12 protein-coding genes are annotated in these 26,897 nt (G+C 55.1%); 9 read left to right on the top strand and 3 right to left on the bottom strand.

The features are described 5' to 3' along the window. Positions 1–561: 561 nt before the first annotated feature. From PUT07_RS13745 to PUT07_RS13785, 9 genes are all read left to right on the top strand, one after another. The gene (locus PUT07_RS13745; protein ID WP_274468670.1) at positions 562–6,267 is read left to right on the top strand and encodes a family 10 glycosylhydrolase; all 5,706 of its coding nucleotides are present in this window, start codon (positions 562–564) and stop codon (positions 6,265–6,267) included. 66 nt (positions 6,268–6,333) lie between these two features. Next, positions 6,334–11,535 (top strand): phosphodiester glycosidase family protein, encoded by a 5,202-nt coding sequence (locus PUT07_RS13750; RefSeq protein WP_274468671.1) that lies wholly within the window; start codon positions 6,334–6,336, stop codon positions 11,533–11,535. Between the two features lie 11 nt (positions 11,536–11,546). Beyond that, positions 11,547–12,563 carry an S-layer homology domain-containing protein gene (locus PUT07_RS13755; RefSeq protein WP_274468672.1) on the top strand — a complete coding sequence of 339 codons (1,017 nt, stop codon included), beginning with the start codon at positions 11,547–11,549 and terminating at the stop codon, positions 12,561–12,563. A 156-nt stretch (positions 12,564–12,719) separates the two neighbouring features. Then, the gene (locus PUT07_RS13760; RefSeq protein WP_274468673.1) at positions 12,720–14,405 is read left to right on the top strand and encodes a glycoside hydrolase family 10 protein; all 1,686 of its coding nucleotides are present in this window, start codon (positions 12,720–12,722) and stop codon (positions 14,403–14,405) included. A gap of 13 nt (positions 14,406–14,418) precedes the next feature. Next, the gene (locus PUT07_RS13765; protein WP_274468674.1) at positions 14,419–16,017 is read left to right on the top strand and encodes a response regulator; all 1,599 of its coding nucleotides are present in this window, start codon (positions 14,419–14,421) and stop codon (positions 16,015–16,017) included. Between the two features lie 188 nt (positions 16,018–16,205). Next, the gene (locus tag PUT07_RS13770) at positions 16,206–17,150 is read left to right on the top strand and encodes an ABC transporter permease (RefSeq protein ID WP_274468676.1); all 945 of its coding nucleotides are present in this window, start codon (positions 16,206–16,208) and stop codon (positions 17,148–17,150) included. 24 nt (positions 17,151–17,174) lie between these two features. Beyond that, positions 17,175–18,095 (top strand): carbohydrate ABC transporter permease, encoded by a 921-nt coding sequence (locus PUT07_RS13775; protein WP_274468677.1) that lies wholly within the window; start codon positions 17,175–17,177, stop codon positions 18,093–18,095. 112 nt (positions 18,096–18,207) lie between these two features. Further along, positions 18,208–19,734 (top strand): extracellular solute-binding protein, encoded by a 1,527-nt coding sequence (locus PUT07_RS13780; RefSeq protein WP_274468678.1) that lies wholly within the window; start codon positions 18,208–18,210, stop codon positions 19,732–19,734. 64 nt (positions 19,735–19,798) lie between these two features. After that, positions 19,799–20,635 carry a Gfo/Idh/MocA family oxidoreductase gene (locus PUT07_RS13785; RefSeq protein WP_274468679.1) on the top strand — a complete coding sequence of 279 codons (837 nt, stop codon included), beginning with the start codon at positions 19,799–19,801 and terminating at the stop codon, positions 20,633–20,635. Between the two features lie 107 nt (positions 20,636–20,742). Here the strand turns inward: PUT07_RS13785 and PUT07_RS13790 are convergent, their stop codons facing one another. The 3 genes from PUT07_RS13790 to PUT07_RS13800 form a co-directional block, all read right to left on the bottom strand. Further along, entirely contained in the window at positions 20,743–23,982 is a 3,240-nt protein-coding gene (locus PUT07_RS13790) for a hypothetical protein (RefSeq protein ID WP_274468680.1), read from the bottom strand. 78 nt (positions 23,983–24,060) lie between these two features. Further along, a complete protein-coding gene (locus PUT07_RS13795) occupies positions 24,061–25,119 on the bottom strand; it encodes a Gfo/Idh/MocA family protein (RefSeq protein WP_274468681.1) in 1,059 nt (352 codons plus the stop codon). Between the two features lie 45 nt (positions 25,120–25,164). Continuing rightward, positions 25,165–26,742: an FAD-dependent oxidoreductase gene (locus PUT07_RS13800; protein WP_274469318.1), complete on the bottom strand. Its 1,578-nt coding sequence runs from the start codon at positions 26,740–26,742 to the stop codon at positions 25,165–25,167. Between the last annotated feature and the right edge of the window lie 155 nt (positions 26,743–26,897).

A 26,897-nucleotide genomic window follows, 5' to 3' on the forward strand; every position in this document is an offset into this window, starting at 1 on the left:
AAAATTTCGAAACAATATTTTCGAGGAGGTTGAAGAAAGGCTATTCACAGTATAGGGAGCTTGTTTTGTTGTAGCGAGCGATACATATAGTATCGCATTGAGATTCCGGGGAAAGGGTGATGTGCGAGAAACGAAGTCAGGCGAAGTCAGGTAGAGAGGGTCGAGTCGACGTGTGTACTACCGATGAATTTATCAGCGGTTATGAGCGGAGTTCACGAAACTAATGACACTCGGGTGTGCCCCGTCTCATGCTCATTTGTACCTGCGCGTAAATCTTCCATGGTTTGGTGTTAGGAGCTACGCGTGAATCTACGTATGGATTCGTGCATGGACCGACGCATGAGTCTACGTAAGGACTCGCGCATGGACCGACGCATTAATCTACGTATGAATTCGCGCATGAACCGGCGCGTGAATCTGCAGCAATCCGCGCATGATTTCGCGCGTCGAAGGGATCTGAGATGTTCATGTCTAGCATCGAGCGAGTCATCAGTCGTGCATACACGAACCAACATAAGCGGTAATTGAAGAGAAAGGACATACATAGAAGGGAAGTGCCTAATGATGAGAGGCTACACCTATTCGCTACGCAAACGATGGCAGGCATCTCTTGCCGTGATGCTGCTGGTTTGCACAATTGTATCCGGTTATGGAAGCGGTTTAAACGCTGTGTATGCACAAGAGGAAGCAGGGGGGAGTTCTCTTGCGGCGGCAGCCCCGATCCATGAGAAGATCATGGCCAAAAATGCGGCAGCCCGTACGATTGAATTGGCTTACAAAGGTACTGTCCCTTTGAGCGATACGTTGACCGTCGTGCAGCAGTTCGCCGACACGAGCGTGGCACGCACACTGAACGATGTCATGGTCGGTGCGGAGAACGTCGACGTCTATTTAGGCGAAGACGGCAAGGCAGCGCGTATCGTTATCGTCGGGGAAACGCCGATGAACCGGATGCGTGTCGGCATCCGCAACAATATTAGCGACATCACCGACATGACGCAAATCAATCACGGTGCCATCGAGATCAAGTCGGCCAAGGGCTTCGCGATCACCGATAAGGCAGCTAATCAGACCTACCCGGTTGCGGCGGGTGCGCAAGTATCTTTTACCGTCGCCAACGGGGAAATCGCAGTCCAACAAAACGGCACGCCCATCGCAGTAACGCCAAACCGGCTGTATATCGAGCCGGCGGCCGATGATTCGCTGCTGCAGGTCATGTCGATTACCCGAGCTCAGGGAAATCCTCAGTACCGGGGGACGCTCGAAATATTCCTTAATCCCGACAAATCGAAGCTAAGGCTTATTAACGAGCTGGATATCGAGCAGTATTTGTATCAGGTCGTCCCTAGCGAGATGCCCGCTTCATTCGGTCTGGAGGCTTTGAAAGCGCAGTCCGTCGCAGCGCGCACTTACGCATTAACGGATTATATGACGAGCCGGTTCGCCGATCTCGGTTTCCACATCGATGACAGCACGCTCAGCCAAGTGTACAACAACCAAGTGGAAAACGCGTTGACGACGCAGGCGGTGCAAGCAACTGCCGGCAAGATCATGAAGAGCGGCAATGCGCTCGTCGATGCGCGATTTTACTCGACATCAGGCGGTTACGGAGCATCGAAGCATGAGGTGTGGCAGGATGTCGACACGAATCTGTTCCCGGGAACGCCGCTTCCGTATTTGACGGGGCGCAGCTATACGTTCGATCCTGCAAACAGCGGAAGTATGCTCAGCATCGATACGTCCAATGAGCAGGCGTTGAATGATTTTTACAAAAATTTGACTTATACCGGCTATGATTCCGAATCCCCGTATTTCCGCTGGAAAGTGAGTTTGACGAGAACCGAGCTGCAAAATACGGTGAATAAAAACATCAAAGTACGCTATGCGCAAGAACCGATGTTTGTTTTGACGAAAGGCGAAGACGGCGCTTTTGCGAGTAAACCGATACCGGAAGAAGGCGTCGGAACGATTGCCAATCTGTACGTTGCGAGGCGCGGGGCCGGCGGCAACGCGATGGAGCTTGTGATTGAGGGAAGCACCGGCACTTATAAAATTTTGCGCGAATACAATATTCGCTTTACGATTCGGCCCAATAAGACGGACACCGGCGGCGGGGATGTACTCGCTTACCGTGCGAAGGGAGGGGCAGGAACCTATGATAATTCACCGCTGAAAAACCCCAGTATCCTCTACTCGGCGTTCCTGACTTTCGATCTCGCACGCGATACGGGCGGCGAACTAACGGGTGTTACCTTCTACGGCGGCGGCAATGGACATGGCGTCGGCATGAGCCAATTCGGAGCGCAAATGCTCGGGCAGCAGGGCTGGAGCTATGACAAAATTCTCGATGCCTATTACAAAGGCATGCAGATCTCGGATCTGAATGCCCCCGTGCTCCGCAGGCTGGAACTTTCACCAGCATTTGCGAATATCGCACCTGGATCAACGCAAGCTTATACCGTCAAAGGGTATGACGGAAGCGGCAGCGAAATGGCGGTTCCTGCAGAAGGGCTCGTCTGGAGCCAAACCGGCGGGATCGGCACCGTCTCTTCCGCAGGTCAATTGACAGCATCGAGTACGACGGCGGTCGGTAAGGTGTCGGTTTCTACAGGCGGGGCAGGCGGAGCAAGCGGGGAGGCGGCCGTAGTCGTCGGCAAGCCTTCGGTTGTGGTCGAAGATTTCGAGAACACGAGCGATCTTGCAGCGTCCAGTGTGCGTTCAGTTCCGAACTCGGTCCAGTTCACGAAGGCCAACAGACCTGAACCTGTGCAAGCCGGCACATTCGCCGGGAAATTCACGTATGACTTTACGGGAACGACAGGCACATCTGCAGCCTATTTGAACTTCAAAGACGAGCTTGGCGGCACAGGCCGCATTCTGGAAGGGTATCCACGAAAGCTTGGCGTGTGGGTATACGGCGACGGTCAGAAGCATTGGCTGCGCGCTATGCTGCAGGATTCCGCCGGCACGAAGCCGACGATCGATTTCACGCTGGTCGGCGGGCTGAATTGGCTCGGGTGGAAATATGTCACGATCGATCTGCCTGCGAATTTGAAGCCGCCGATTCGATTGAATCAAATTTACCTGGTGGAGACGAGCGACACGAACAAAAACGGGGGAACCCTTTACATCGATCAAGTAACGGCTTTGTATGCGAACACGGATGTGTTCGAGCTGGGGCTGTCCGGTTTGACGCCGATGGTGATTGGCGAAAGCAAGCAATTGGTCGTCCAGGCAACGTATTCCGGCAGCACGGCGCCTGTGACGGTGCGAAGCGGCCTAACTTTCTACAGCAGCGATCCTGGCGTTGCAGCCGTGAATGCCCAAGGTGCAGTGAAGGCACTGAAGGCAGGCAGCACGACGATTACGGCGCTATATGGAAGCGCGCCGCCTGCAGTGTATGAGCTGAAAGTCACCGCAGAGGCACCTGTGGTTGAACGCTTGGAGATCGCAGGACTGACGCCGATGGAGAAAGGTCAGTCGAAGCAGGCGAAGGTGTTCGCGACGTATGCCGGTGAGGCGAACCCGGTTGAGCTGCCGGTTAGCGAAGTTACTTTCAGCAGCAGTGCCACGGATGTGGCAACCGTCGATGCGATCGGCAAGGTGACGGCGATGAAGGCCGGTCAGACGACGATTACTGCCGCATACGGAGGTAAAACAGCCGGTTATGAGCTTGTCGTCACGAACCCTATCGCCGTTCTGCAAAGCATCGAGATTCAGGGGCTGAGCGCCATGATAATCGGTGATACGCAGCACCCTCGCGTGACGGCGCAGTACAGCTTGACGCCGGATCCGGTCGAGCTGACGAGCGGCGTAACGTTCAAGAGCAGCAACCCTGCTGTCGCAGCGGTTGACGAAACAGGGAATGTAAGCGCCTTGAAAGTAGGTTTTACGATGATTACAGCTTCGTTCGAAGGCAAAACGGATTATTTCACGATCGTTGTCAATCAGCCGGCATCGGCGCCGAAACGCGAGCTGAGAGCGGCATGGATCGCCTCCGTGGACAATATCGACTGGCCGCAGAAGGGCGTTGTGACACCGGAAGCGCAGAAACAGTCCTTCTCCGCCATGCTGGACCAATTGGCCGCAACGGGCATGAATGCCGTAGTCGTTCAAGTGAAGCCGACAGCGGATAGCTTCTATCCGTCTGAGTACGGCCCGTGGTCCGAGTATTTGACGGGAGTGCAGGGACAGAATCCCGGCTATGACCCGCTGGCTTTTATGATTGAGGAAGCGCACAAGCGCAATATGGAGTTCCATGCCTGGTTCAATCCGTACCGGGTCTCCATGAAGGATAATATCGGGAATTTGGTTGCGAATCATCCGGCAAGACAGCATCCCGATTGGGTTGTCAGCTACGGCGGCAAGCTCTACTACAATCCGGGCGTGCCGGCTGTGAAAGATTTTGTCATCGGCAGCATTATGGAAGTAGTGAATGGCTATGATATCGACGCTGTTCATATGGATGACTATTTCTATCCTTATGTGGTAGACGGCCAAGATTTCCCTGACAATGCCACCTATCAAACATACGGAACAGGCTTCACGAACAAAGGAGACTGGCGTAGGGACAACGTGAACAAATTGGTGCATGAACTGTCCGTCGCGATTAAACACAAGAAAAGCTACGTGAAGTTCGGCATCTCGCCGTTCGGGGTATGGCGCAATATTGCCGACGATCCGACGGGCTCCGATACGACAGCCGGCCAGCGTAATTACGATGATTTGTATGCGGACACGCGGACCTGGATCAAGCAAGGCTGGATCGACTATATGACGCCGCAAATTTATTGGAATTTCGGCTTTACGGCGGCGGCTTACGAGAAGCTGATCGACTGGTGGACCCGAGAAACACAGGGGACCAATGTGCATTTGTATATCGGCCACGCGGTTTACAAAATCGATGCGAACAATGAGGCATGGGCGCTTCCCGACGAGCTGCCGAATCAGTTGACATACAACCGGAACTTTGCAGACGTTAAGGGAAGCATGCATTTCAGCACGAAGGACCTGCTCAGAAATCCGCTGGGCATCAAAGACCGCCTGACAACGGACAGCTACAAGCTGCCTGCATTGATTCCGGCGATGCCCTGGATCGATGCTGCTGCGCCAGGGAAACCGGCATTGATCTCCGCTGTGCGAGGTACGAATGGCGCCGAGCTTACCTGGAGCGTCGAAGCGGACGGCGAAGCAGCGTATTACGTCGTATACAGATTCGATGGCAGCGAGGGAGGCAGCATCGATCAGCCTTCCCACATCGCCGCTATAGTCCGCAAACAGCCGGGCGATGTGCAGCGCTACACCGATACCGCCGCAGCTGCGGGGCAGCAGTTCACCTATGCGGTCACTGCCGTAGACCGTGTGCATAACGAGAGTGAACCGAGCAGCTACGTCACGCTAGGCGAGAGCCGGAAACGGATCGAGCTGGAGCCGATCGGCGAGCTTGCCGCAGGCGCAACGAAGCAGGCGAGAGTGATGGCGTATGACGCCGAACACGCAGAACCGGTGGATGTGACGGGCTACTCGCAGTTCGGCAGCTCGCAAACCGATGTGGCGGTGATCTCGTCAAGCGGCTTAATTACGGCGCTGAAGGAGGGTTCCAGTGTCATTACAGCCACTTATGGCGCATTAACGGCAGCGGAGACCGTGCAGGTGCGCGTCTATAACGAGGAGCCCGCCGCCGTCTTGTCGGCACCTATCAGCGTGACCAAGGGACAGCCGTTTACAGTAAATGTTGGGCTTCATAATGTGACATCCGGCGTCTATGCTGAGGACATTACGGTTGAATACGATGCAGCCGTTATGGATTATGTATCATCCGTCTCGCTCCGCAGCGGCGTCGAGATCGTGTCTGAGAAGTCAGCTCCAGGCACAATAAGGTTGATCTTGGCCAGCCAAGGCGCGGGAAGCGCGATTAGCGGCAATGTCGAACTGGTGCAGCTGGCCTTCCAAGCCAAAGCGCTTGAGCAAACAACGTCCGGAACGGTTGCGGTCTCGAATGTCCTGTTAGGCGACAGCCAAGGCAGAGAGATTGCGGCGCGTCCGGCATCCGCCCGGATCGAAGTTGTCGTTCCGCCGCCTGGCAAGCCGGGAGACGCCAATGGCGATAACCGTTACAGCATAGGCGATCTGTCGTTCGCCGCAGCTCATTACGGCAAGGACAGCACAAGCCCCGACTGGAATCGGATCAAGGCGGCTGACTACGACGGCAACGGTATGATCGATATTGCCGACCTGGCCGCTATCGCAAGTAAAATTGTGGAATAAGGTTAGACACATGCCGCCTCTTTCCCTGTGGGGGAGGGGCGGACTCGTAAACAGGAGGCTTCAAGGATGATAAAGCTTCGCAGGAAACTTTCCGTCTGGCTGTGCGGCGTCTCGGTACTCTCCATGCTCCTTCCATCTGGAGCCGCTTCGGGGGCTGTGCCTGCTGCGGTGAGCCAAGTGATCGATTCGCGGCAGATGGACATAGCCCCAGGCGCCGTATACAATTGGTACGATATGAAGCTGGACCGCGGGTTGGAGAAAATACATACGATTGAATTCAATCCGCAGAGCGGGGATTTGGATTTGCAGCCGGGCACAACGAACGGCAAAGTATACGGGATGCAGGGGTTGTCCCAAATGGCTAGCGACGCCGATCGAACCGGTAATCGCGTTATTGCGGGAATTAACGGAGATTTCTACGATCTGGCGAACGGTATTCCGCTAGGCATGTTCATGGGGGACGGCCGCATCTTGACGAGTCCGCCCAGCGACTGGTTTGCCTTCGCTTTAAACCATGACGGGACGACGCTATTCGGCCCGAGTCCCAAATTGACGAGAACCGTGACCATCAAGGGGAAGACGTCGAGCATTACGCATATTAACCGCTTGCGCAGCACGGATGCGCTGGTGCTGTATACGGAAGATTATTACACTTCGACCATGACGAATGAACTTGGCGACGAGGTTGTGCTCGACATCGTCGAAGGCGATGTGAAGAGCGGCCAGACGATGAAGCTCCAAGTCGCCGAAATTCGTAAGGACCGCGGGAATTCTGCACTGACGGCCGGCCAAGTCGTTTTATCGGCGGCAGGCAATTCCAGAGCTATTCTGGCCGGTCTTCAAGTCGGCGACGAGCTGAGCGCCAGCTTCGAATTGGAAGCCGCTTGGCGCAATGCGCAACTGGTCATCGGCGGCTCGGAGCTGCTGGTCAAGGACGGCATCGTTCAGCCGAACAGCGATACCGCCGTACATCCGCGTTCCGCCATCGGAGTCAAGGCGGACGGTACGATCGTGATGTTCGAGGTCGACGGCCGTGCGCCGGGGTTCAGCGAAGGCGTACAGCTTCAGGAGCTGGGACAATTGATGAAGAGCCTCGGCGTCGTGCAGGCGCTCAACCTCGATGGCGGCGGCTCCTCGACCGTCGTGGTGAAGCTTCCGGGACAGACGGCGCGCCAAGTCATGAACCGGCCTTCGGACGGCGGGGAAAGAAAAACCGCGAACGGGCTGCTGCTCGTCAACAAGGCTCCCGAGGGGGCGGCGTCCAAGCTGGTTGTACAGCCGAATTTCGAGCGCGTGCTGGCCGGTTCGAGCGTCAACTTCCAGTCCTACGCGGTGGATAATGCCGGACATCCGGCTGCTTATGCGGGTGAGCGCAGCTGGCGAATGGATCCGATGAGCGGTACGATCGACGGCACAGGCAAATTTACGGCCGGAACCGCGCCGGGGATATCCGAATTGACCGTAAGCGGTTCCGGTCTGGAAGCCGGGAAAGCGACTGTCGAGGTGGTTGATGAGCTGACACAATTGAAATTTCCCGATGCAGTGCAAACGTTCGCTTCGGGCAAATCTGCGGTTCTCTCCGTTATTGCATTGCGGGACGGTCAAGTTGTGCGGGCGGATAACAGCCAATTGAGCTGGCGCGTAGAAGGACCGATCGGTACAATCGACGCAAGCGGCACTTTCACCGCAACGAATGAAACGGAAAAAAACGGAAAAATTTACGCAAGCTATCACGGAGTGGAGACATCAATGGACGTTAACGTAGGCCTTCCGCCTGTTATTCTTGAAGATTTCGAGAACGGGCTGGGCAATTATCTTGTCAGCTCCTCCGCACAAGCGGTTAAGAGCGTTGCAAGTATTGAAACGAATGAGGAATTCGTCAGATTCGGCGGCAAAGCGCTGAAGCTGGAGTATGATTTTACGGGCAAACCGGGGACATCCGGCGCATATCTGACTGTCAAGGACGTCGCTTCACGCATCCAAATCCCAGGATACCCGGAGAAAATCAGCATGTGGGTGTACGGCGACGGACGCACGCACTGGCTGAGAGCCCAGCTCAGGGATGTGAACGGGGCCATTCCGATCGACTTCACGGACCAGAATATCGGAGTGAATTGGACGGGATGGAAATACGTGGAGGCCGTCGTGCCGAAAGGCAGGACGCTTCCGCTCACGATCGATATGCCGGTCCGCTATATGGAGACGCAGGCGGCCAAGAAGGATGCCGGAGTCATCTATGTCGATCAGATCCGCGCGCTGTACGGACCTACCAAGGACGATATGGATCCGCCGGTCATCACGAACCTATCGCCTGCCGAAGGTGCCGTCGTGCATACGAATACTCCTATGATCCGCGCGTACGGTGAGGATTACGGCTACAATCACGAAACGCATCCGGGAACTACGCTGATCGATCCGGACAAAATAAGGTTGTATCTGGACGGTGCCTTGATATCCCATGCACTGTATCCGCCGGAGGGCCGCATTTGGCATACGCCGGAAGTGCCTCTCGCGGACGGCGTTCATCAAGCGAAGCTGCAGATCAAAGATTTGTCCGGCAACCAGACGACGAAGGAATGGACATTCACGGTCGAGACAGGCGCGCCCAAAATCGTGTATGAAGCTCCGCAAGAAACGTATGCGGGCAATACGTATACGGTTGACCTGAAAGGTGTCAAGGCCTCGAACATTCGTGACGGTCAGATTGAATTTGCTTTCGATCCCGCGAAAATTGAGGGGCTGCAAGCAATCAAAGGTGCAAAGCTGGACGACTCCATGTGGCAATCGACCATCGATCGGGTCGGAGGCACCATACGTCTAACATGGACGGGATTGCAGGCTGCAGCGCTGGGAGATGAAGATTGGCTCGGTCAAATCTCTTTCCGGGTGAAGCCGGATGCGGCAGGTACGCATGAGATTGCCTTCCGTTCCGGTACGATCAGATTCACGGATACGGGCGAGACGCCTTTCGCTTTCTTCGGATTGCCGGTAACGGCTGTGATCAAGCAGCATTTGTCACTGGGCTGGGATGAGTTCGGCGTCGTTCAAGGCTACACAACCGAATTTACAGTGAAAGATGAGCAGGGGCAGGCGGTGGAAGGGGCGAAATTGCTTGCCGACGGGGCGGAAATTGGCATGACCGATGCACAAGGGATGCTGGAAACGCCGGTATTGACTTCGAATGTGAAAGAATACAAGCTGCAAGCGGTCAAAGGGCAAATGTTCAGCTCCGTCATGAACTTCAAGGTATCGCCGCTGGCCGGTACGCCGGCCCCGTTCAATATCAGCGTAACGATGGGCGATGACCCGGCGACATCGAGATATATCGCATGGCATACGCACCCGGGCATTGAGCCGTCCGTTGTGGAAGTCGTGAAAGCGGCTGAATTCGCCGGTTTCTCGCAAGACCATGTACAGAAGTTTAACGGGGACAGTTACGTGTATTCAACGTACGATCTAGGCACGGTTCGTGTTCACAAGGCGGTGACGAGCGGTCTGGAGGCCGATACTTCATATGTGTACCGGGTCGGCGACGGCAGCGGGAATGTGAGCGCTCAGGGGACGTTCCGTACGGCTGCGGCTCAAGGCGACCATACCAAGTTTCTGTATTTCGCGGATTCGCAAGCGGCGGATTTGAATGGCTACAAGCTGTGGGGGAACACCGTTAACCGAGCTTTCGAAGAACATCCGGATGCGGAATTCATGGTGCATGCCGGCGATATGATCGACAGCGGCTTTAAGGAGAGCGAGTGGAACATGTGGTTCGGGGCTGCGCAGGAGAAGCTGATGAATTCGACGCTCGTGGCGCTGATCGGGAATCACGAAGTGATGGGGATGCGGGAAAACAACGATTTCCTGGCCCATTTTCACCAGCCCGGCAATGGCGTCAGCACGCTGAAAGGAACGAATTTCTCTTTTGACTATAAGGATATGCACTTCGTCGTGCTGAACAGCGAATATGCATACGAAGAGCAGAAGGAATGGCTGCGCCAAGATTTGGCGAAGACAACGAAGAAGTGGAAGGTCGTTGCTTTCCACCGCGGACCGTACGGCAGCATCTATGATACGGCGATCGTGCGCGAGCAGTGGGTGCCGGTGTTCGACGAGTTCAAAGTGGATCTGGGCATTAATGGACACGATCACATCTATTTGCGCACGTTCCCGATGAAAGACGGCCATGCGGTTGCCGAAGGTCAAGGAACGACTTATATGGTCGCAGGCTCCACCGGACCCAAGTTTTACTCGCTGACCGCAAGAGACTGGCAGAAGGTGACGGATGCGGAGAATACGCAAATGTATGCGGCTGTGGACATTCAGGGCGATGAAATGACGGTCGTCACCAAAACGGTAGGCGGGCGGTTGGTTGATCAGTTTACGCTCAAGAAATCGGTTCAACCGGAAACATTCACGATTGGTCTGGATCAAGCCGAATACAGTCTGGAAGCTGGGGAAAGCCATCAAACGGTGGTAACAGCCACTTACAGTCCTTCCGGAACGGTGAGAACTGTCACCGCAGACACGGTGTTCACCGTAGCTGATGAGAGCATCGCATCAATCGACGGCCATGGCGTCGTGAAGGGCCTGAGAGCCGGCAGCACGACGCTGACGGCGCAGTATGGCGGGCAGACCGTGACAGCGCAGGTTCTTGTTCGGGAAGAGACAGGTCAAGGCACCGTTACAATGCTGACCGGGCCTCCGAATGTGGGTCCAGGCGAGAGCTTCACGCTGCGTTTCGGTTTAGCTCATGTCGGGCAGCCCGTACTGGCACAGGATTTATCGTACCGTTATGACCCAAGCCTGTATGAATTCGTGGATGCAAGATCGACGGCGGACGGCGTGAAGATCGTGCACACCGGTTCATCTCAGGCGACGGGCGACATCCGTTTGATCGTCGTCAGCGAAGGGATAGCCCATGCCATATCGAGCGACCAAGTGTACATCGAGCTGAACTTGCGGGCGAAGCCGATTACGGACGCCTCGACCGGTTCGATTGCCGTTACCGGCGCCACCTTGGGTGATGCCGAAGGGCACGAATACGCAGCAGCCCCATCGAGCGTGAACGTGGAAGTGACCGTTCCGCAAGGCTTGCCAGGCGATTCGAACCATGACAACCGGTACTCGATCAGCGACCTCGCTTTCGCAGCCGCACATTACGGCATGGATCAATCGCATCCGGACTGGAGCACCATCCGAACGGCGGACTATGACGGCAACGGCTTGATTGACATTGTCGACCTCGTGGCGATTGCCAAAAAAATATTGGAGTGAGGATGGGGGATATGAAACGTAAGCTGTTAACGATCTATGTTGTAACGCTGCTGCTCCTCATCCCGCTGCTTCCCTTAACGGCGTTTGCGGCTGAGACGCCCGCCTTCTCGTTGACGCTGTCCAATGACAAGCCGGCAGCCGGCGATGAAGTGACGGTTACGGTCAAAGGAAAGAACTTGCAGGATGTGTATGCTTATGAAGTCAATCTGTCCTATGATGAGACACAATTAAAATTCGTATCGGCGAAGAGCGCCATCGAGGGCTTCTCCGTGCCTGCGATTCAGAAGAAAAACCTTGTGCAATTCGCCAGTACCAAGATGGGCAATGTACCGGGCGAGAGCGGCGAAGTGACGCTGTGCACGCTGATCTTCAAAGCGGCCGGCGCAGGGAAGGCTTCCATGGAGCTCACGGCGCTGAAGCTTGTTAACAGCCGGATCGTCTCCAATCAGCTGAAGCCGGGAACGCTGGCCGCCGCAGAGATCGCTCCGCGCGCCTTCACCGATCTTGCCGGGCACTGGGCGAAGGCAGCCATCGAGAGGGCGGCGAAGCTCGGGTTTGTAGACGGCTATGAGGACGGCTCCTTCCAGCCTGAGGGGCATGTTACACGCGCGGAGTTCGCCGCCATGCTGGCCAGAGCGCAGCACTGGGATACCGGCGATAGCGCCCAGCCGGGCTTCGCCGATCACGCCGGCATCCCCGAGTGGGCGATACCGAGCATCAATGCAGCGGTTAGGCAATCCGTTGTGAACGGCTATGAAGACGGCACGTTCCGTGCGGAACGGCAAATCACGCGTGCGGAAATTACAGTGATGATCGAAAGGTCGCTGGAATTAAGCTTGAATACCGCGTCGGCACCCGGATTTAGCGATGATTCGGACATTCCGGATTGGGCGGTGGCTTCGATAGCGGCTGCCCGTGAAGCCAAGCTCGTTCAAGGCAGAGACGGAAATGTTTTTGTTCCGAATGACCCCACGACCCGGGCGGAAGCCGTTACGCTCATCTTGTCCATGCTGGATTACAGGAAATAATCATACGGAAGAAGCTGTCTCCATAGTCGCTGATGACTGTGGCGGCAGCTTTTTTTGCATAAGAAAGTACCAAAGGAAGTCACGGAAGTCCTCTGTCGGGCCGCCAGACGTTGTGATATGTTAGATTTCAAATACAGGCGATGGGAGGCGTGTAAGTTGGCGGTAGGGGAGATCGAACGATGGATCGGGCAAGCGGAACAGCAGCTCATCCTTGCGCAGCATACGATTGAACGCAATTGGCAAGATTACGTCCGCGCCCCTTTGGATATGGCAAGAAGCCGATCGGATGCGGCTGCCAAGCTGCTCGCCCAGGCGAAACAATTATATGCGGCCGGTCTGGCAAGCAGCCGTGACAGCCGTGACAGCCGTGAAGCAGCTCTGCAAGCAAGGAACGAAGCTCTGGACAGCTACTTGCTCGCGCTTCCCAGCCGGGCGGCGGAAGCGCGGGGCGTATGGTACCGGCCGACAGAGCAAAGCGGTGCCGATGTTTGCCGAACGCTCGACAGGATGCTGGAAGCCGGCTTCAACGAGCTGTACTTGGAGACATGGTTTTGGGGCTATACGATTTATCCCAGCACCGCAGCCGCTGGGTACGGGGTGGAGAATCAGCATCCTTCCTTCCTGGGGTGGGATCCTTTACATGTTTTTGCCGTTGAGTCGCGGAAACGAGGCATCGCTCTCCATGCTTGGCTGGACGGCTTCATGGTCGGCATACATCCGACCGGAGGCCCTGTGCTGCGCGTTTACCCGGAGTGGGGGGCGCTCGCGAGGCGCCAATGCGGTGCTGACAGACCGCAGCCGCAGCCTGAAACCGGATATTACTGGCTGGACATTACGAACCCGAACGTTCGCGCTTACTTGATGGCCATCATGGTTGAAATCATCACGGGGTATGAGATCGCAGGCGTGAATGTCGATTTTATCCGGCTGCCGCATGCGGCGGACAACAACCCGGATGACAGCTATTGCTTCAGCTCTCATGCCAGGCGTGCATTTGAGAAAGAGCATGGCGTTGATCCGAAGGATATCGATGCCCGGGAGCAGCCGGACATGGCCATGGTTTGGTCGCAATGGCTGGCGGACATCGAGGACAGCTTCATGAGCGACATGTACCGGACGTTGAAATCCGTCCGCCCGCACACGATCATTTCGGCCACGCCGGAGCCTGGGGCGGAGTCGGACAAGATCGGTCAATGGTCCGCTTGCGTGGACGTCGTGATTCCACAGTCTTATTATGCAAGTACGGAGGACGTCCGGGCTTCATTCGTGGCGCATAAAGCTCAATTGAACACGGGAAACTTGGTTTATACGGGGATTTATCCGATGTATGCCCGCATGGGAACGCTGGAGACGATTGAGCAGGTGCTAGCCGCACGCGATTTGGACGAGGGGACGGTCATCTTCGCCTTCGGACAGGCCACGAGCGAAGCGAATCGCGCCTTACGGCTAGGTCCCTGGAGAGACAAGGCGATATCGCCTGGCGTGTATCCGCGCCGGGCGATCCGGGCTTTGTTGGCCGCCGTCGTGAAGGATGTGGAGCAGTCTTATATCCCGCGAAGCGGCATAAGCGATGAAGCCGCTGCCGTCCTCATCGGGCGGCTGAACGATCTCTTGACCGCCAGTCGAGCTGATGAAGGTTTGGATCGGGGGACCGATGGCTTATGGGCAGCTCGAATATTCGAGCTTAGCGAGTGGCTGTCCGGACGGAAGGAAGCGGAGGTGCATCCTGCGGTGCATGAACAGCTGAAGGCCGCTTTCGCCCAAATGGCGGCAATTCTGAACTATATGCAGGAAAAACAAATCCTTGAAGAGAAAGAGGATCGTAGCTCATCACAACCTTAAAGGAGTTCCAGCTATGAATTTACTGATCGTAGAAGACGAAGTCCGCTTAAGGAACGCGCTCGCGAACAATATTCCTTGGGAGCAGCATGGCATTGAAGTCGTAGGTCAAGCCGGGAATGGCGTAGAGGCGCTGCGGCTGATCGACCGGAAGAAGCCGGACATTGTGCTGCTTGATGTGCAAATGCCGGAGATGGATGGATTGGCGCTGGCCCGGCAGCTCCGCCGGACCGATCCATTATTGAAAATGATCGTGCTCAGCGGACATGACGATTTTGCTTACGCGCAGGAGGCGATGTCGCTAGGAGTCATGAAATATTTGCTGAAGCCCGCCGGGGACGAAGAGATTATGGAGGCGGTGCTGGCAGCGGCCGAGAAGCTGCGAACGGAGCTGGAGCAGCGCCACAACGCAGAGGAGCTGAAGCAGCGGTGGATGCAGCATCTGCCGTATTTGGTCAATGACTTTATGCAGGGCTGGCTGAAGGGGAAGTTCGAGCTATGGGAAATTGAGCAGCGGAGCAAATATTTGCAAATGGATGTGGGGCAGGATGCGCAATTCGCGGTTGCCGTAATCGACATGGACCCGCTCTCAGAGTCGGAAACCCGATTCAGCAGAAAGGATGTCTCCCTGCTTCAATTCTCGCTGGGCAGCATCGTGAAGGAATACCTGCAAACAACGCCCTGCTGGGTTGTCTCCGATTACGCGGGATACACGGTCGTCGTCTTCAAGCTTTCCGGTCAGGACGATCCGAAGGAAGCGCTGCAGAAAGTCAATGTGATGACCGAGAAGCTGCTGTTCACTGTCCTGAGCTGCCTTCGTCTTACGGCCAGCGCAGGCATCAGCGGAATGACAGGCGGATGCGAGGATTTGAACAAGCTGTACGTACAAGCTGTGCGGGCATTGCAAAACCGGATCATACTGGGGCATGACCTGGCGATTCCCTACCGGGAAGAGCAGGGCAGGGAGCCCGAGCTCCAGCTGCAGCCGAATCTGGAGAAGGCGCTGGAGATCGCGCTGGAAACCGGGGAAGGGGACAAGGCTGCTGAGACGCTGCATGCGCTGTGGGAAGGCGGGATGGCCCAAGCGGATACGCTCGAGGAGATCCATGAACATATTCTGTATTTCGAAAGCCTGTTCGTCCGTATGATTCAGAAGCAAGGATGGCCTGTGCGGGAGGTGGCCGGAGAGGATTATGTGTTTTTCAATAATCGCCGGGAGCTGATCGCCAAGGATCAAATCCTGTTCTGGCTGCAGCGCATGGTCAAAGCCTACCTGGCCTATGCGTCCCAGCGCAGAAAATCGACGAGCCACGACATGATCAAAACGATTCTGAGCCTTGTCGAGAATGAAATCGATCAGGAGATGACGCTGCACGCCGTGGCTGATCGGCTGTATGTGAACTCCTCCTACTTGAGCCGTTTGTTTAAACAAGAGACGGGCAAAGCTTTCTCAACCTATGTCATGGAAAGAAAAATGGAACGGGCCAAGGCCACGCTGCAGGAAGGCGTCCGGGTGTATGATGCCGCCGCTGCCGTCGGCTACCGGGACGTGAGCTACTTCACGAGAGTGTTCCGCAAATATTGGGGGGTCACTCCCGGGGAAGTGCGCAGCTGAACTTTAACAGAACCCTGCCTTGGATGAGGCGGGGTTTTTGGCTTGTCCGGCAAGGATTCACAGCGAGAAGTTATGAAAGTACCAAAACAAGTAATATTACTCTAATTCGCAAAAAAACACCGGATGCTACACTAAATCTATAGAAGAAAGTAAAGAAGGCAAGGCAGCCTGAGAGATGGAGGTCCGACATGCATCCGAATCCGAATCCGAATGCGAAGAAGAGCTATGGCAAGCAATTATGGGTGGATATCCGGAAAGATTGGGATTTGTATCTGGCCCTGATTCCCGGACTGGCCTTTCTGCTGCTGTTCAAGTACACGCCTATGTACGGAATTATTATTGCTTTCAAGGATTTCAACATATTTGAAGGCATGGCATCAAGTCCATGGGTCGGGTGGAAACATTTTGAGAAGCTGCTCTCATCCGATAGCTTCATGCAAGTGTTTCAGAATACGCTGGCCATTTCGGTTTATAAAATCTTGTTTCTGTTCCCGCTGCCCATCATCGTGGCCATCCTGCTCAACGAGTTGAAGAATATGGCCTTCAAACGAAGTGTGCAAACCGTAATTTATTTGCCCCACTTCTTATCGTGGGTAATCGTCAGCGGGTTGTTCATCGACCTGCTCTCCACCAATGGGGGAATCGTAAACAAAATGATCGTCGCGATGGGCGGCGAACCGGTTCGCTTTTTTCTGGACAGCGACATCTTCCGTTCCGTGCTCGTGTCTTCCGCCGGGTGGAAGGAAACCGGCTGGAATACGATTATTTATTTGGCAGCACTGGCCGGCATTGATCCGGGCCTGTATGAATCGGCCAAAATCGACGGCGCCAACAAATGGAAGCAAATCGTGCATATCACGCTCCCCGGTCTTATGCCGATCATTCTGCTGATGTTCATTCTCCGTCTGGGCTATGTCCTGGAAGCGGGTACGGAGCAAGTGCTCGTGATGTACAACCCCAGCGTTTATAACGTTGCGGATGTGATCGGCACCTATGTGTACAGGGTCGGTTTAGGCGATCAAGATTACAGCTTCTCGACGGCTGTCGGCGTTTTCGAATCGGTTGTCGCCTTTATTTTGATTCTTTTTGGAAATGGGCTGGCACGCAAATTTTTCGGTCGCGGTCTCTGGTGAAGAGAGGAAGGAGGTCATGTACGCATGCAAACGAATCGCGCTGTACAATCCGCACGGACACGAAGCTCGGGCGTTATCCGGTCTTCTCCGGGCGAGAAGGTTTTTGCCATAATCAATTACGTGTTCTTCGTACTGCTCGGACTCTCGACGATCTTCCCGTTCATTAATTTGATCGCCAAGTCCTTGAGCGGTGAATCGGCGGTCGTATCGGGTATGGTCACGCTGTATCCCATCGACTTCCAAATCGGGACGTACAAGTATGTGGCTAGCAACAGTCTGTTCTTGAACGCTTTCACCGTTTCGGTCACCGTCACCGCCATCGGGTCTCTGCTTGCCTTATTCATGACGACGCTGGCCGCTTATCCGCTCTCCAAGCCCAGGCTGAGAGGCCGCAGATGGTTCATCATCGTCTACTTGTTCACGATGCTGTTCAGCGGAGGATTAATCCCGACCTATCTGCTCATGCACACCCTTCACTTAATCGATAAGCTGCCGGTGCTCTTCCTGCCCTTCATGATCAACGTGTACAACATGCTGATTATTAAAAATTATTTCGAAAGCTTGCCGGACAGCTTGGAGGAATCGGCCAAAATTGACGGTGCCAGCAATATGACCATTCTATGGCGTATTATGCTTCCGCTGTCGCTGCCCGTACTAGCCACTATCGGGCTGTTCTATGCCGTTACGTTCTGGAACGATTATTTCACGTCGCTCATCTATATCAACTCGGCTGATTTGAAGCCGCTGCAGCTATATTTGAAGGAGCTGTTCGTCTCATCGACAGACGCGTTCCTTCGGACGAATGTCGATGCTTCGCTCAACGTCTCGCCGCAGTCCATTCAGGCGGCTTCCATTATTTTGGCGACGCTGCCGATCGTTCTCGTTTATCCGTTCTTGCAAAAATATTTCGTCAAAGGTGTACTGGTCGGATCGGTCAAGGGCTGATTCCGCTTCACATTCACGAAGGGTGGTGGTTGGCAGGCGCACGGAACGCTGTACGAAGCTTGCTTGACAGGTTGAACCTCATAAGGATAAAGCGATAAAGGGAGGCACACGCATGTTCAAAAAATGTTTAGCCGTATTATCCATCACCACGATTGCGGCATCTTTAGCCGCTTGCGGAAGCAGCAGTCCCGCCAGTACCTCAGCTCCTTCTACCTCGGCGGCTCCGGCTGCCACCGCTAACGCCAATGCGCCGAAGCCGGAATTCAAGGCGCTGCTGCAGTATGCGCGCTTCGACCCCAATGCGGAAGTCGTAGCCAAGTTTCTGAATGAGAAGACGGGCTACAAGGTGACGTACGACATGCTGCCTGTCGAGAATCCGGATGACAAGCTGAACCTGTTGATGGCGAACAAAGAGCAGTATTCCTTCATGCTGCTGACCGGTCCGCAATATTCGAAGCTCGCGTCCTCCGGCGCGCTGGAGCCGATTGACGAATTGGTCAACAAATATGGAACGAATATGAAGAACGTCATCTCCCAGAACTCTTGGAACGGTGCGAAGTTGAACGGCAAGATTTACGGCATCCCGCAGACCGGTTCGGGAACGGTCGTCAACTCGGCGCTCATTATCCGCCAGGATTGGATGGATGAGTTGGGGCTGAAGCCGCCTACTACGCGGGATGAGCTGTATAACGTCATGAAGACGATCAAGGAAAAGAAGAATGTCATCGCGATGTCCGGCGGCAAAAGCCCGCTGCTTCCGGAGGTGCTGCCGACCTTCGGTCTGACGATGGTGCAATCGACAGCGACGACGGGGTGGCAGGATGTCAACGGGAAGCTGGTCAATGCGGTGGAAAATCCGAATATGAAAAAATATTTGGAATTTATGAAAAAGCTGTACAGCGGGAAATTGATCGACCAGGAATGGTCGCTGAACCAGGCGAATAAAGTGATTGAGAACTTCACGAGCGGCAAAGCGGCCATCATCTCCAACGGCTATTTCAATGCGCCGACCGTGCAAAATGCGCTGCTCAAAAACTCGCCGAACGCCAAAATCGCCAGCCTGCCCTACCTAAAAGGGGATGACGGCAAGGTTCAAGTCATGGCAACGGCAGGCATCAGCTACTATGTGGGCATTCCCAAATGGGCCGATAAGAAAGAGGACATCATCAAATATTTGGACCTGAAGCTCGACAAAGATATTCACAAGGAAGCGACGATCGGGAAAGAGGGTGTCCACCATAAAGTGGAGAATGGCAACTATTTCCCCATTCTGCCGATTTTCAACGATCAATACAACAACGCTTCTTCCTTCTTGACCGGTGTGGATGAGAAAAATTACCCGATTTACTGGCAAGCGCGTGTCCGCAAAGATCCGATACTGACGGACGCGTTCAATAAGAATCAGGAGGCCGCCAAAGGCAATACGGTGGTTGATCCGCTTTCCTTCGCTCCGCCGCTGGAGGCAATCGGTAAAAACAATCAAAAGCTGCAAAAGCTGATGGAAGACACGTTCTTGAAATACATCACGGGAGCCGAGCCGCTTGAGAACTATGATAAGTTCCTGGCGCAGTGGAAGGCGGACGGCGGAGATGAGATGACAAAGGCGGCCAATGAATGGTACGCTGCAAACAAGAAGTAAGCAAGGCGGTATCCCCTGTGGCTTCTAGCTGCGGGGGTTTTATTTCGGGGAGGAGCGAAAGGCAATGAAAACTATCGGATTTATCGACTATTTCTTGGATGAATGGCATGCGGAGAAATATCCGGCTTGGATTGAAGCGGCGTCAGGGAACCGAATGAAGGTCGTTTACGCTTATGGCAAGACGAATGTTGAAGGCAAACTGACCAATGCGGCATGGTGCGAGAAGAAGGGGATCCAGCTGCTGGAATCCGCCGAAGCCGTTGTCGAGCGAAGCGATTATTTGATCGTGCTGTCGCCGGATCATGCCGAGCACCATGAAGAGCTGTCTCAGGCCGCTCTGCGGTCGGGTAAGCCGACCTACATCGACAAGACGTTCGCCCCCGACCGGGCTGCGGCTGCCCGCATGTTCGAGCTGGCCGAGAAGCACGGCACGCCGATGTATTCCACTTCGGCGCTCCGGTTCGCCGCGGAATATACGAGTCTGCAGCTGGGCGGAATCGAGTCCGTATGCACGATGGGGCCGGGCAGATTCGAAACGTACGCCATCCACCAGGTTGAACCGATCGTCGCGCTTATGGGCGCGGATGTGAAGCAGGTGATGTGGACGGGTACAGCGAATACGCCGTCCCTGATCATCGGCTACGCAGACGGCAGGCAGGCGACATTGCATCAGTATGGCGGAGACTGCCCGTTCAGCATGGCCTTGAAAACGGTAAGCGGTCAGTCGCAGTATTTGAAAGTAGAGTCCAATTTCTTCGGGGCTTTCATTGACAACCTCGTGCACTTCTTTGAATCCGGTAAGCTCGCTGTCCCGAAAGACCAAACGCTTGCCATTGCCGCCATCTTGGAATACGGCAGGAAAGCCGCCGAGACGCCATTCCAATGGCTGGAACTTCCCTAACAGTCAAAGCAGCTTTATTCAGCCAATTCTTGGACCGAGTGAACCGCAGCATACGAGTAAAGGAGCTAAGCCCATCAAGCGGCTTAGCTCCTTTTCCATTTCCAACTTTATTCAAGCTCCTCCGCAGCAATCGCGTCTAATTCTCTCTCTAGCTCCATGTTGGCTTGCTCATCGTTTTTATCCTTATTATCCTTGAAGACTTTGACTTTGATCTCGGCCTTGAATCCTTGATAGGAGGCGGTGATCTTCACGGCACCCTGCTTCACGCCCGTAATCGTTCCGTCCTCCGTGACAATGGCGGTTTTGTCATGCGACGAGCGGTACGCCGGTCCGGTTGTGACGAACGCCGTCATACCGTCCGAATACGTGGCCAGCAAAGGAGCGGCGAACGATTCACCTTGGACGATAGCGTATTTCGGCTGTTCATAAGCTAGCCGGGTCATTTCGACGACAGTGACGGTCGAGGTGGCGGTTAAGCCTTCATACTGCGCGGTAATCTCGGCCGTTCCAGCCATGAGCGCCGTAATTTTGCCGTCAGGTGTAACGGCTGCCACCAGCGGATTGCTGGAGGAGAAGGCGGCGCCGATGAGCGGCAGCGTCGATCCGTCCGAGTACACGGCCGTCGTCACGGCTGTATGCGTATCGCCTTTCACCAGACGGTACGATGGCGCATCCAGTGTGAGGCCGGTCAGAACCGGAGCTGTGCGCGTAATACGGACGATTTTCTCGTTCGTTTTGCGGCCGTCCACATAGACGGCCATGCTTACGTCGTTGGCGCCTACGTTTAAAGCGGCCGTACCGCTGAAATCGCCGTTCGGTAGCAGTGCGGCAGGAACGCCGCCTACGCGTACTTCAGCCGTGCCGGGGCCCAGTACCTCAACGCTGCCTTTGATCTCGATGTTCGGCAGAGGGGTAGAGGCGCCTTCGTAAGCCAAATGCCCGCGTAATACGGCGGCTCTCACCTCGTCGCCTGCCTTATAGGTGCGAGCGACAAGCTGGCGTCTCGTTCTGACGCCGGATGCGTCCAGCGCGGAGATCACGAAGCCTCCCTGCGGTATGACGCTATTATTGGGCGACATATTCGTCCAATTCCAAGTCAATGCTTGCTGCTGGTTGACGACTTTACTGACTTTTCCATTGCTTTCCACAATGGCTTCTACACCGAAGGTGGTCGTAGCTGTCGTCTGACCGAATGAGGAGGTGTACACATTGAGATTGTTCTCGTTGCGGCTGACATTGTACATATCGCCTTCGATGAATGATTCGCTGTTGCCCGGAACGCTTGAGCCGACTTGGTAATCCTTCACATACTCCACGTTCTGGAGCGAAGCTTTCACGACCGGCCAGTTGACTTGCGAATAATCGAAGAGCATGAGGCCATTCGACTGCAACAAGCCGGCCTGGAAGACGGACCGCTGAAGCGGCGGGTCTTGAATGTTCGCCAGCGCGATACTGGCATACATCGGCACTTCGCCGTTCGTGATGATGTTGCCTAACGTAATATGATGCTCGATTTCTTTCTGCGTCGTCTGATAAGTACCAATCATTAAGAAATCGATGTTATTCACATAGGCTGTGTTGGAATAAGAGTCCGTGTACAAACTGTCTTCAGGGAACTGGAGCCGCTTATCATATTTGAAATTCGGGCTGCCCCAATGAACGCCGTTCAAATAATACGATTCAAACCACGAGCCGACATAAGCGGAAGATTGAATCTTCTTGCCTTTCAGAGCGGTGTATCGGTCCGTAAGGGCGCGTACATCGTCCGTGAACGTCTTGATCGTTAAGGAACGGAATTCCCACCAATCGTTGATCAGCGGACCGTTGACTCTGCCATTGTTCACATATGAGAATACGTCCGCCGGCCAATTGTTCAACTGCTTGCCCCTTGCGGCAAGGAAGGCTTCGAACTTGGTTCTCGTCTGTGCAGAGAAGTCGGCCGTTTCGTTATCGTAGCGGGTCCGGTCGAGCACGATGCCGTCCACATCATAGTTTTTGATAACTTCTTCCAGATTCAGGAGTTCGAAGGCGCGTACATCGTCATTCGCCGGGTTCACGAAAGCGACGAGCGATTTGCCCGATTTGAAATAGTTGCTCTCGCGCAGGCGAAGAATTTGGCCGCCGTCTTCCGGACGGAAGACGCGTTCCTCCCAATCGAGATGCTGGTTCAGCAGACCGTATTCATTGTGGGCGGGAGAGCCCTCTGCAAATACGTTGAATGCCGCATGAATTTTGATCCCCAGCTGATGACCGTATTTAATGAATTCTTCCAGCATGTCCAGGTTAGGATTCGCGCCCGCCCGGGTCGGAGCCGTCATAAGCGAGATGTGCGGACGTCCGGTCAGATCGTTCTTCTTGTAGTTAGCGAACCCTTCCACGCCTTTCACATCCAGCGCGACCGCCGTGACGCCGGCATCCTTGGCTTTCAACAGCATGTCGTGAATGTTCTCCGGTGTCTGGAGTTTGAAAATGTTCGTACCTTGGTCTACCCAAAGCACGACTTCTTTCGGAGCGCCGGTCTGCTTCTTGTAGAAAACGATCAGCGATTTGCGGTCATTCTCTACGCCGTTCTTGAGTGCGACGACATCGAAATAATTGACGCCTTCCACAAGCGCCATGGTGATCTGGAACGTATGGCCTGCCTGCAGCGCAACATTCGTCTCATTGATCTTGACGGCGTAGGAGACGCCTTGCTCCACATTGTCCAGCTTGCCTGAGATTGCAGCGGTCGGCTGCGTTACCGTGAACCAATCGTCATTGTTCAGCTTCAGCTGAACCTTCAGACCTTGTCCCGTCATCAGGGCGGTAACCGGAATGACATCGCCGTTTTTGCGCAGCTTGATTTTATCCCCGACTTTGAAATTTTTGGCCAAATACTGTTTATACGTTTTGTTGGCCCAGCTGTCGTCATTGGCTACGAGAATGTAACCGCCTTGGGGGATAACCAAATCGGTAGGGCCGGTCCAGACCGGCACCCCGCCGTTCACGGACGGATTGACGACCCGGGTGACCTGGCTTGCCGCATCGACAACGACGGCGACTGAGGTCGTGCCGACGGTCATCTGCGTTGCATACTCCGGCGTGAACAGCGCGATATAATCGGTAATTCCGCTTACATTTTTATCAACGTAATTGATTTGCTTGCGCGGACCTTCGATATCGATCGTAATATCGGCCGGTGCGGCTTCGACTTCAATGTAATCCGCAGCGGCGGAAGGGCTGGCCGCCGCTCCTGCGGCTCCAGCCCCTGTTCCTGTCCCGGTCTCCGCAGCGGAGGCCGCCATCGGCCACATGGAAACGGCCATCGACAGCAATAAGGAGAACAATAACCATTTCGACTTCTTCAACGGCTTCACAATCCTTCCCTTTACGAAATAACTAGAGAATTGCAGGCTTTTCCGTATGTCGGCTTCCGGAGGAAGGTCTTAGAAGTGAATTTCTTTGCCTAACAGGCTGGATTCATAAATGCCGCACAAAATTTTCATCATCTCCACGCCGTCTTGAACGGGAGAGAGGGTCTCTTTCTTGCCTTGACACACTTCCACGAAGTAATTGATCTCCTGCTGGAAACCGGCTACGAAGTCGAAGGACAAGTTATTGATCTGCGGAGTCAGGTTCATAATCGTGTCATACTTCTCCGTGACGATGGCCAGCTGAGGCTCGAGCTCGGCGCCGCCTTTGTCGCCGTACACTTTGACCGTGAGCTCGTCCTCCTTGGCGTGCAGCGTGAAGCTGACATCGACAAGAATGGAAGCGCCGTTCTCGAAGCGGATCAAAGCATTCGCCATATCCTCGACGGTGTTATGTGTCGCATCGTAGTCGGCCGCCTTGTAGAATGCGAGGTTTTTCACGTTCGCCCGGTTGCCCAGCCGCTTGTACGTATTGCCGGAGACCGATTTGACTTTCGGCCGGCCCATCAAGTACCAGCACAGGTCGATGACGTGCACGCCGACATCGATCAGCGGGCCGCCGCCGGACCGTTCCACATCGGCGAACCAGCCGCCCGGATTGCCCAATCGGCGGATGCAGGAAGCTTTGGCATAATAAATGTCGCCAAGCTCGCCGTTATCCAGGAACGACTTCACAATGCCCGTGTTAGACGCATAGCGGCGGACGAAGCCGACCTGCAGCGTTTTGCCGGACCGTTGAACGGCTTTCTCAACTTCAAGCGCTTCCTCGACCGTTTTGCACAGCGGTTTCTCCGTCAGCACGTTTTTGCCGGCCTCCAGCGCGGCAATGGAGATCGGGGCATGGGAGTTGTTCCATGTGCAGATGCTCACGGCATCGATGCCGGCATCTTGAAGCAGCTCGCGGTAGTCGGTGAAAACGCGGCTAATGCCGTATTTCTCGGCTTTGGTCCGGGCGCGTTCTTCGTTGAGATCGCAGATGGCAACCAATTCAACGTCCGGATTGTTTTGATACGATCTCAAATGCATTTCGGAAATCGATCCGGCTCCAATTACAGCTACTTTTACTTTGCTCATCGGTTAAGCACCTCATCTTTGATTTGATTGGACGGTTATTGCGGCTTACACGGCATGAATGGCCGGCCATTCCAATTCGATTCCGAAGCTGGTTAACATGCGCTGGAAGTCCTGCAGCTCCGCTTGCCGGTTGCGGATGTCCCGCGGTTTCAGCTGGCGGTCGATACAGCGGCTGGCCAAGAATCCGGCAGCTTCGCCGATATTCCACTCGACCGGATGAAGCCGGTAGCAGCCGTTCGTGATGTGGGTGACTCCAAGATTTTTGCAGGCGGGCAATAAATTGTTCATTCGCACGGGAATCAGGCTGCCGAGCGGAATCTGGAACGGCAGGGAGGAGATATCGATGTAGTGGCGGTTCCCTGTGCTCGGATGCAGGTCGATGCGATAGCAGCCGATTCCCACGGAATCATAGAAATGCTCCGCCTTGCCGTCTTCACGGCAGGCTGCCCCCACATGCTGCTCGAGCACTGTGAACTCAGCTTTAATCCGGCGCGATTCGCGGATGTACGGATACATCGCGAGGCCATCGTCCGTGCCGACGATATCTTTGCGCAAGCGGAGGCCCGGGTAGCCGCGGCCGCCGTCGGGGCGCGGCGCCTCGGTTTGCAGCCAATAGAGCAGCGAAAGGCTGAGCTGTTTGGCATCCCACAGGTGACGTTCGCGCACGCTCTCCGGCACGTCAATGACGGAACCGAGCCAGTAATCGTTCTGCGGCCAGTTGACGAGCGTAATGCTGCTCGGATAGAAGCCTTGCTCGAAGTTGCCGGCATCGATGATGCGCCGGTAATAGAAGAGGGAATAGTGCTCCGTACCCTCGAAGAGCTCGTATTGGACGGGCTCCAGCGTATGCGGGCGCACCCCCGTCCAGCTCAGCAGCCGGTCCGGCCAGAAATCGGCTTGGTAAGCGCGCCAGAAATCGTAGCGCTCCGGCCGCTCGATCGTATGATCTTCGCCTTCGATATAATCCATGGCGAAGCAGTAGGTCAGCCCCTGCATGTCCTGCGGCAGAGCTTCGCCCTTCACCGCATGGGGTTCCCCGGTTTGGCTGAACGATTCCGCGCCGGTTACATACTCTGCTCCGGCAAGCGGCAGGACATCTCCGCACTCCGTCGCGTCCAGGAAGTAAGCGGCTGTCAGCAGCAGCTCCTCTCCGGTCTGCGTATGCTTCACCGTGACGGAGCGCACATCGTCACCGTCCACGCTGGCAGCCTTTACCCGGTAGCGGTACAGAATTCGCAATCTTCCGCTGTGAATATAAGGGGCGAGCATTTCCTGCAGCACCGCGAGCGCAGCGCGAGGTTCGTGGCACAGCCGCGATACGCCGCCGTTCCCGGGATTGAGGTGGAGGCGGGAGCGCGCTTCCTCGGTGAGCGGGAAGTGGCGGCGGTAATAGTTGCGCACGCCGTCCCGGAACTGCCTGTACGTTCGCGTACAGCCGAATTGCTCGATCCAGCGGTGTTCGTCCGGCGGAACGGCTTGGCTTGTCAGCTGGCCCCCGATCCAATCGGTTTCCTCGGTCATGATCACCGTCTTGCCCGACTTGGCTGCGGCCAAAGCGGCGGCGCAGCCGCCCGTACCACCGCCGAGAATGACGATATCGGCGGTGTATGGTTTGATGCTCATGTCTGCCAACGAAGTTCTCCTCCTTTTGTAACCTGATCTCACAGGTTATTCCCATTGTATTACAGCAGGCCGGGAGTCACAGCAGAGGACGATGACTTCTTTTGGTACTTTAATAACCATTGATGAAGGTCAAAAAAGGGATTGGCGGGCTTGTG

The sequence above is a fragment of the Paenibacillus sp. MAHUQ-63 genome, from assembly GCF_028765165.1.
Classification (GTDB): domain Bacteria; phylum Bacillota; class Bacilli; order Paenibacillales; family NBRC-103111; genus Paenibacillus_E.

What these genes read in the sequence shown, in the direction of transcription:
- PUT07_RS13745 (WP_274468670.1), top strand. Translation starts at nt 562, where the DNA reads ATGATGAGAGGCTACACCTATTCGCTACGCAAACGATGGCAGGCATCT.
- PUT07_RS13750 (WP_274468671.1), top strand. Translation starts at nt 6,334, where the DNA reads ATGATAAAGCTTCGCAGGAAACTTTCCGTCTGGCTGTGCGGCGTCTCG.
- PUT07_RS13755 (WP_274468672.1), top strand. Translation starts at nt 11,547, where the DNA reads ATGAAACGTAAGCTGTTAACGATCTATGTTGTAACGCTGCTGCTCCTC.
- PUT07_RS13765 (WP_274468674.1), top strand. Translation starts at nt 14,419, where the DNA reads ATGAATTTACTGATCGTAGAAGACGAAGTCCGCTTAAGGAACGCGCTC.
- PUT07_RS13770 (WP_274468676.1), top strand. Translation starts at nt 16,206, where the DNA reads ATGCATCCGAATCCGAATCCGAATGCGAAGAAGAGCTATGGCAAGCAA.
- PUT07_RS13775 (WP_274468677.1), top strand. Translation starts at nt 17,175, where the DNA reads ATGCAAACGAATCGCGCTGTACAATCCGCACGGACACGAAGCTCGGGC.
- PUT07_RS13780 (WP_274468678.1), top strand. Translation starts at nt 18,208, where the DNA reads ATGTTCAAAAAATGTTTAGCCGTATTATCCATCACCACGATTGCGGCA.
- PUT07_RS13785 (WP_274468679.1), top strand. Translation starts at nt 19,799, where the DNA reads ATGAAAACTATCGGATTTATCGACTATTTCTTGGATGAATGGCATGCG.
- PUT07_RS13795 (WP_274468681.1), bottom strand. Translation starts at nt 25,119, where the DNA reads ATGAGCAAAGTAAAAGTAGCTGTAATTGGAGCCGGATCGATTTCCGAA.
- PUT07_RS13800 (WP_274469318.1), bottom strand. Translation starts at nt 26,742, where the DNA reads ATGAGCATCAAACCATACACCGCCGATATCGTCATTCTCGGCGGTGGT.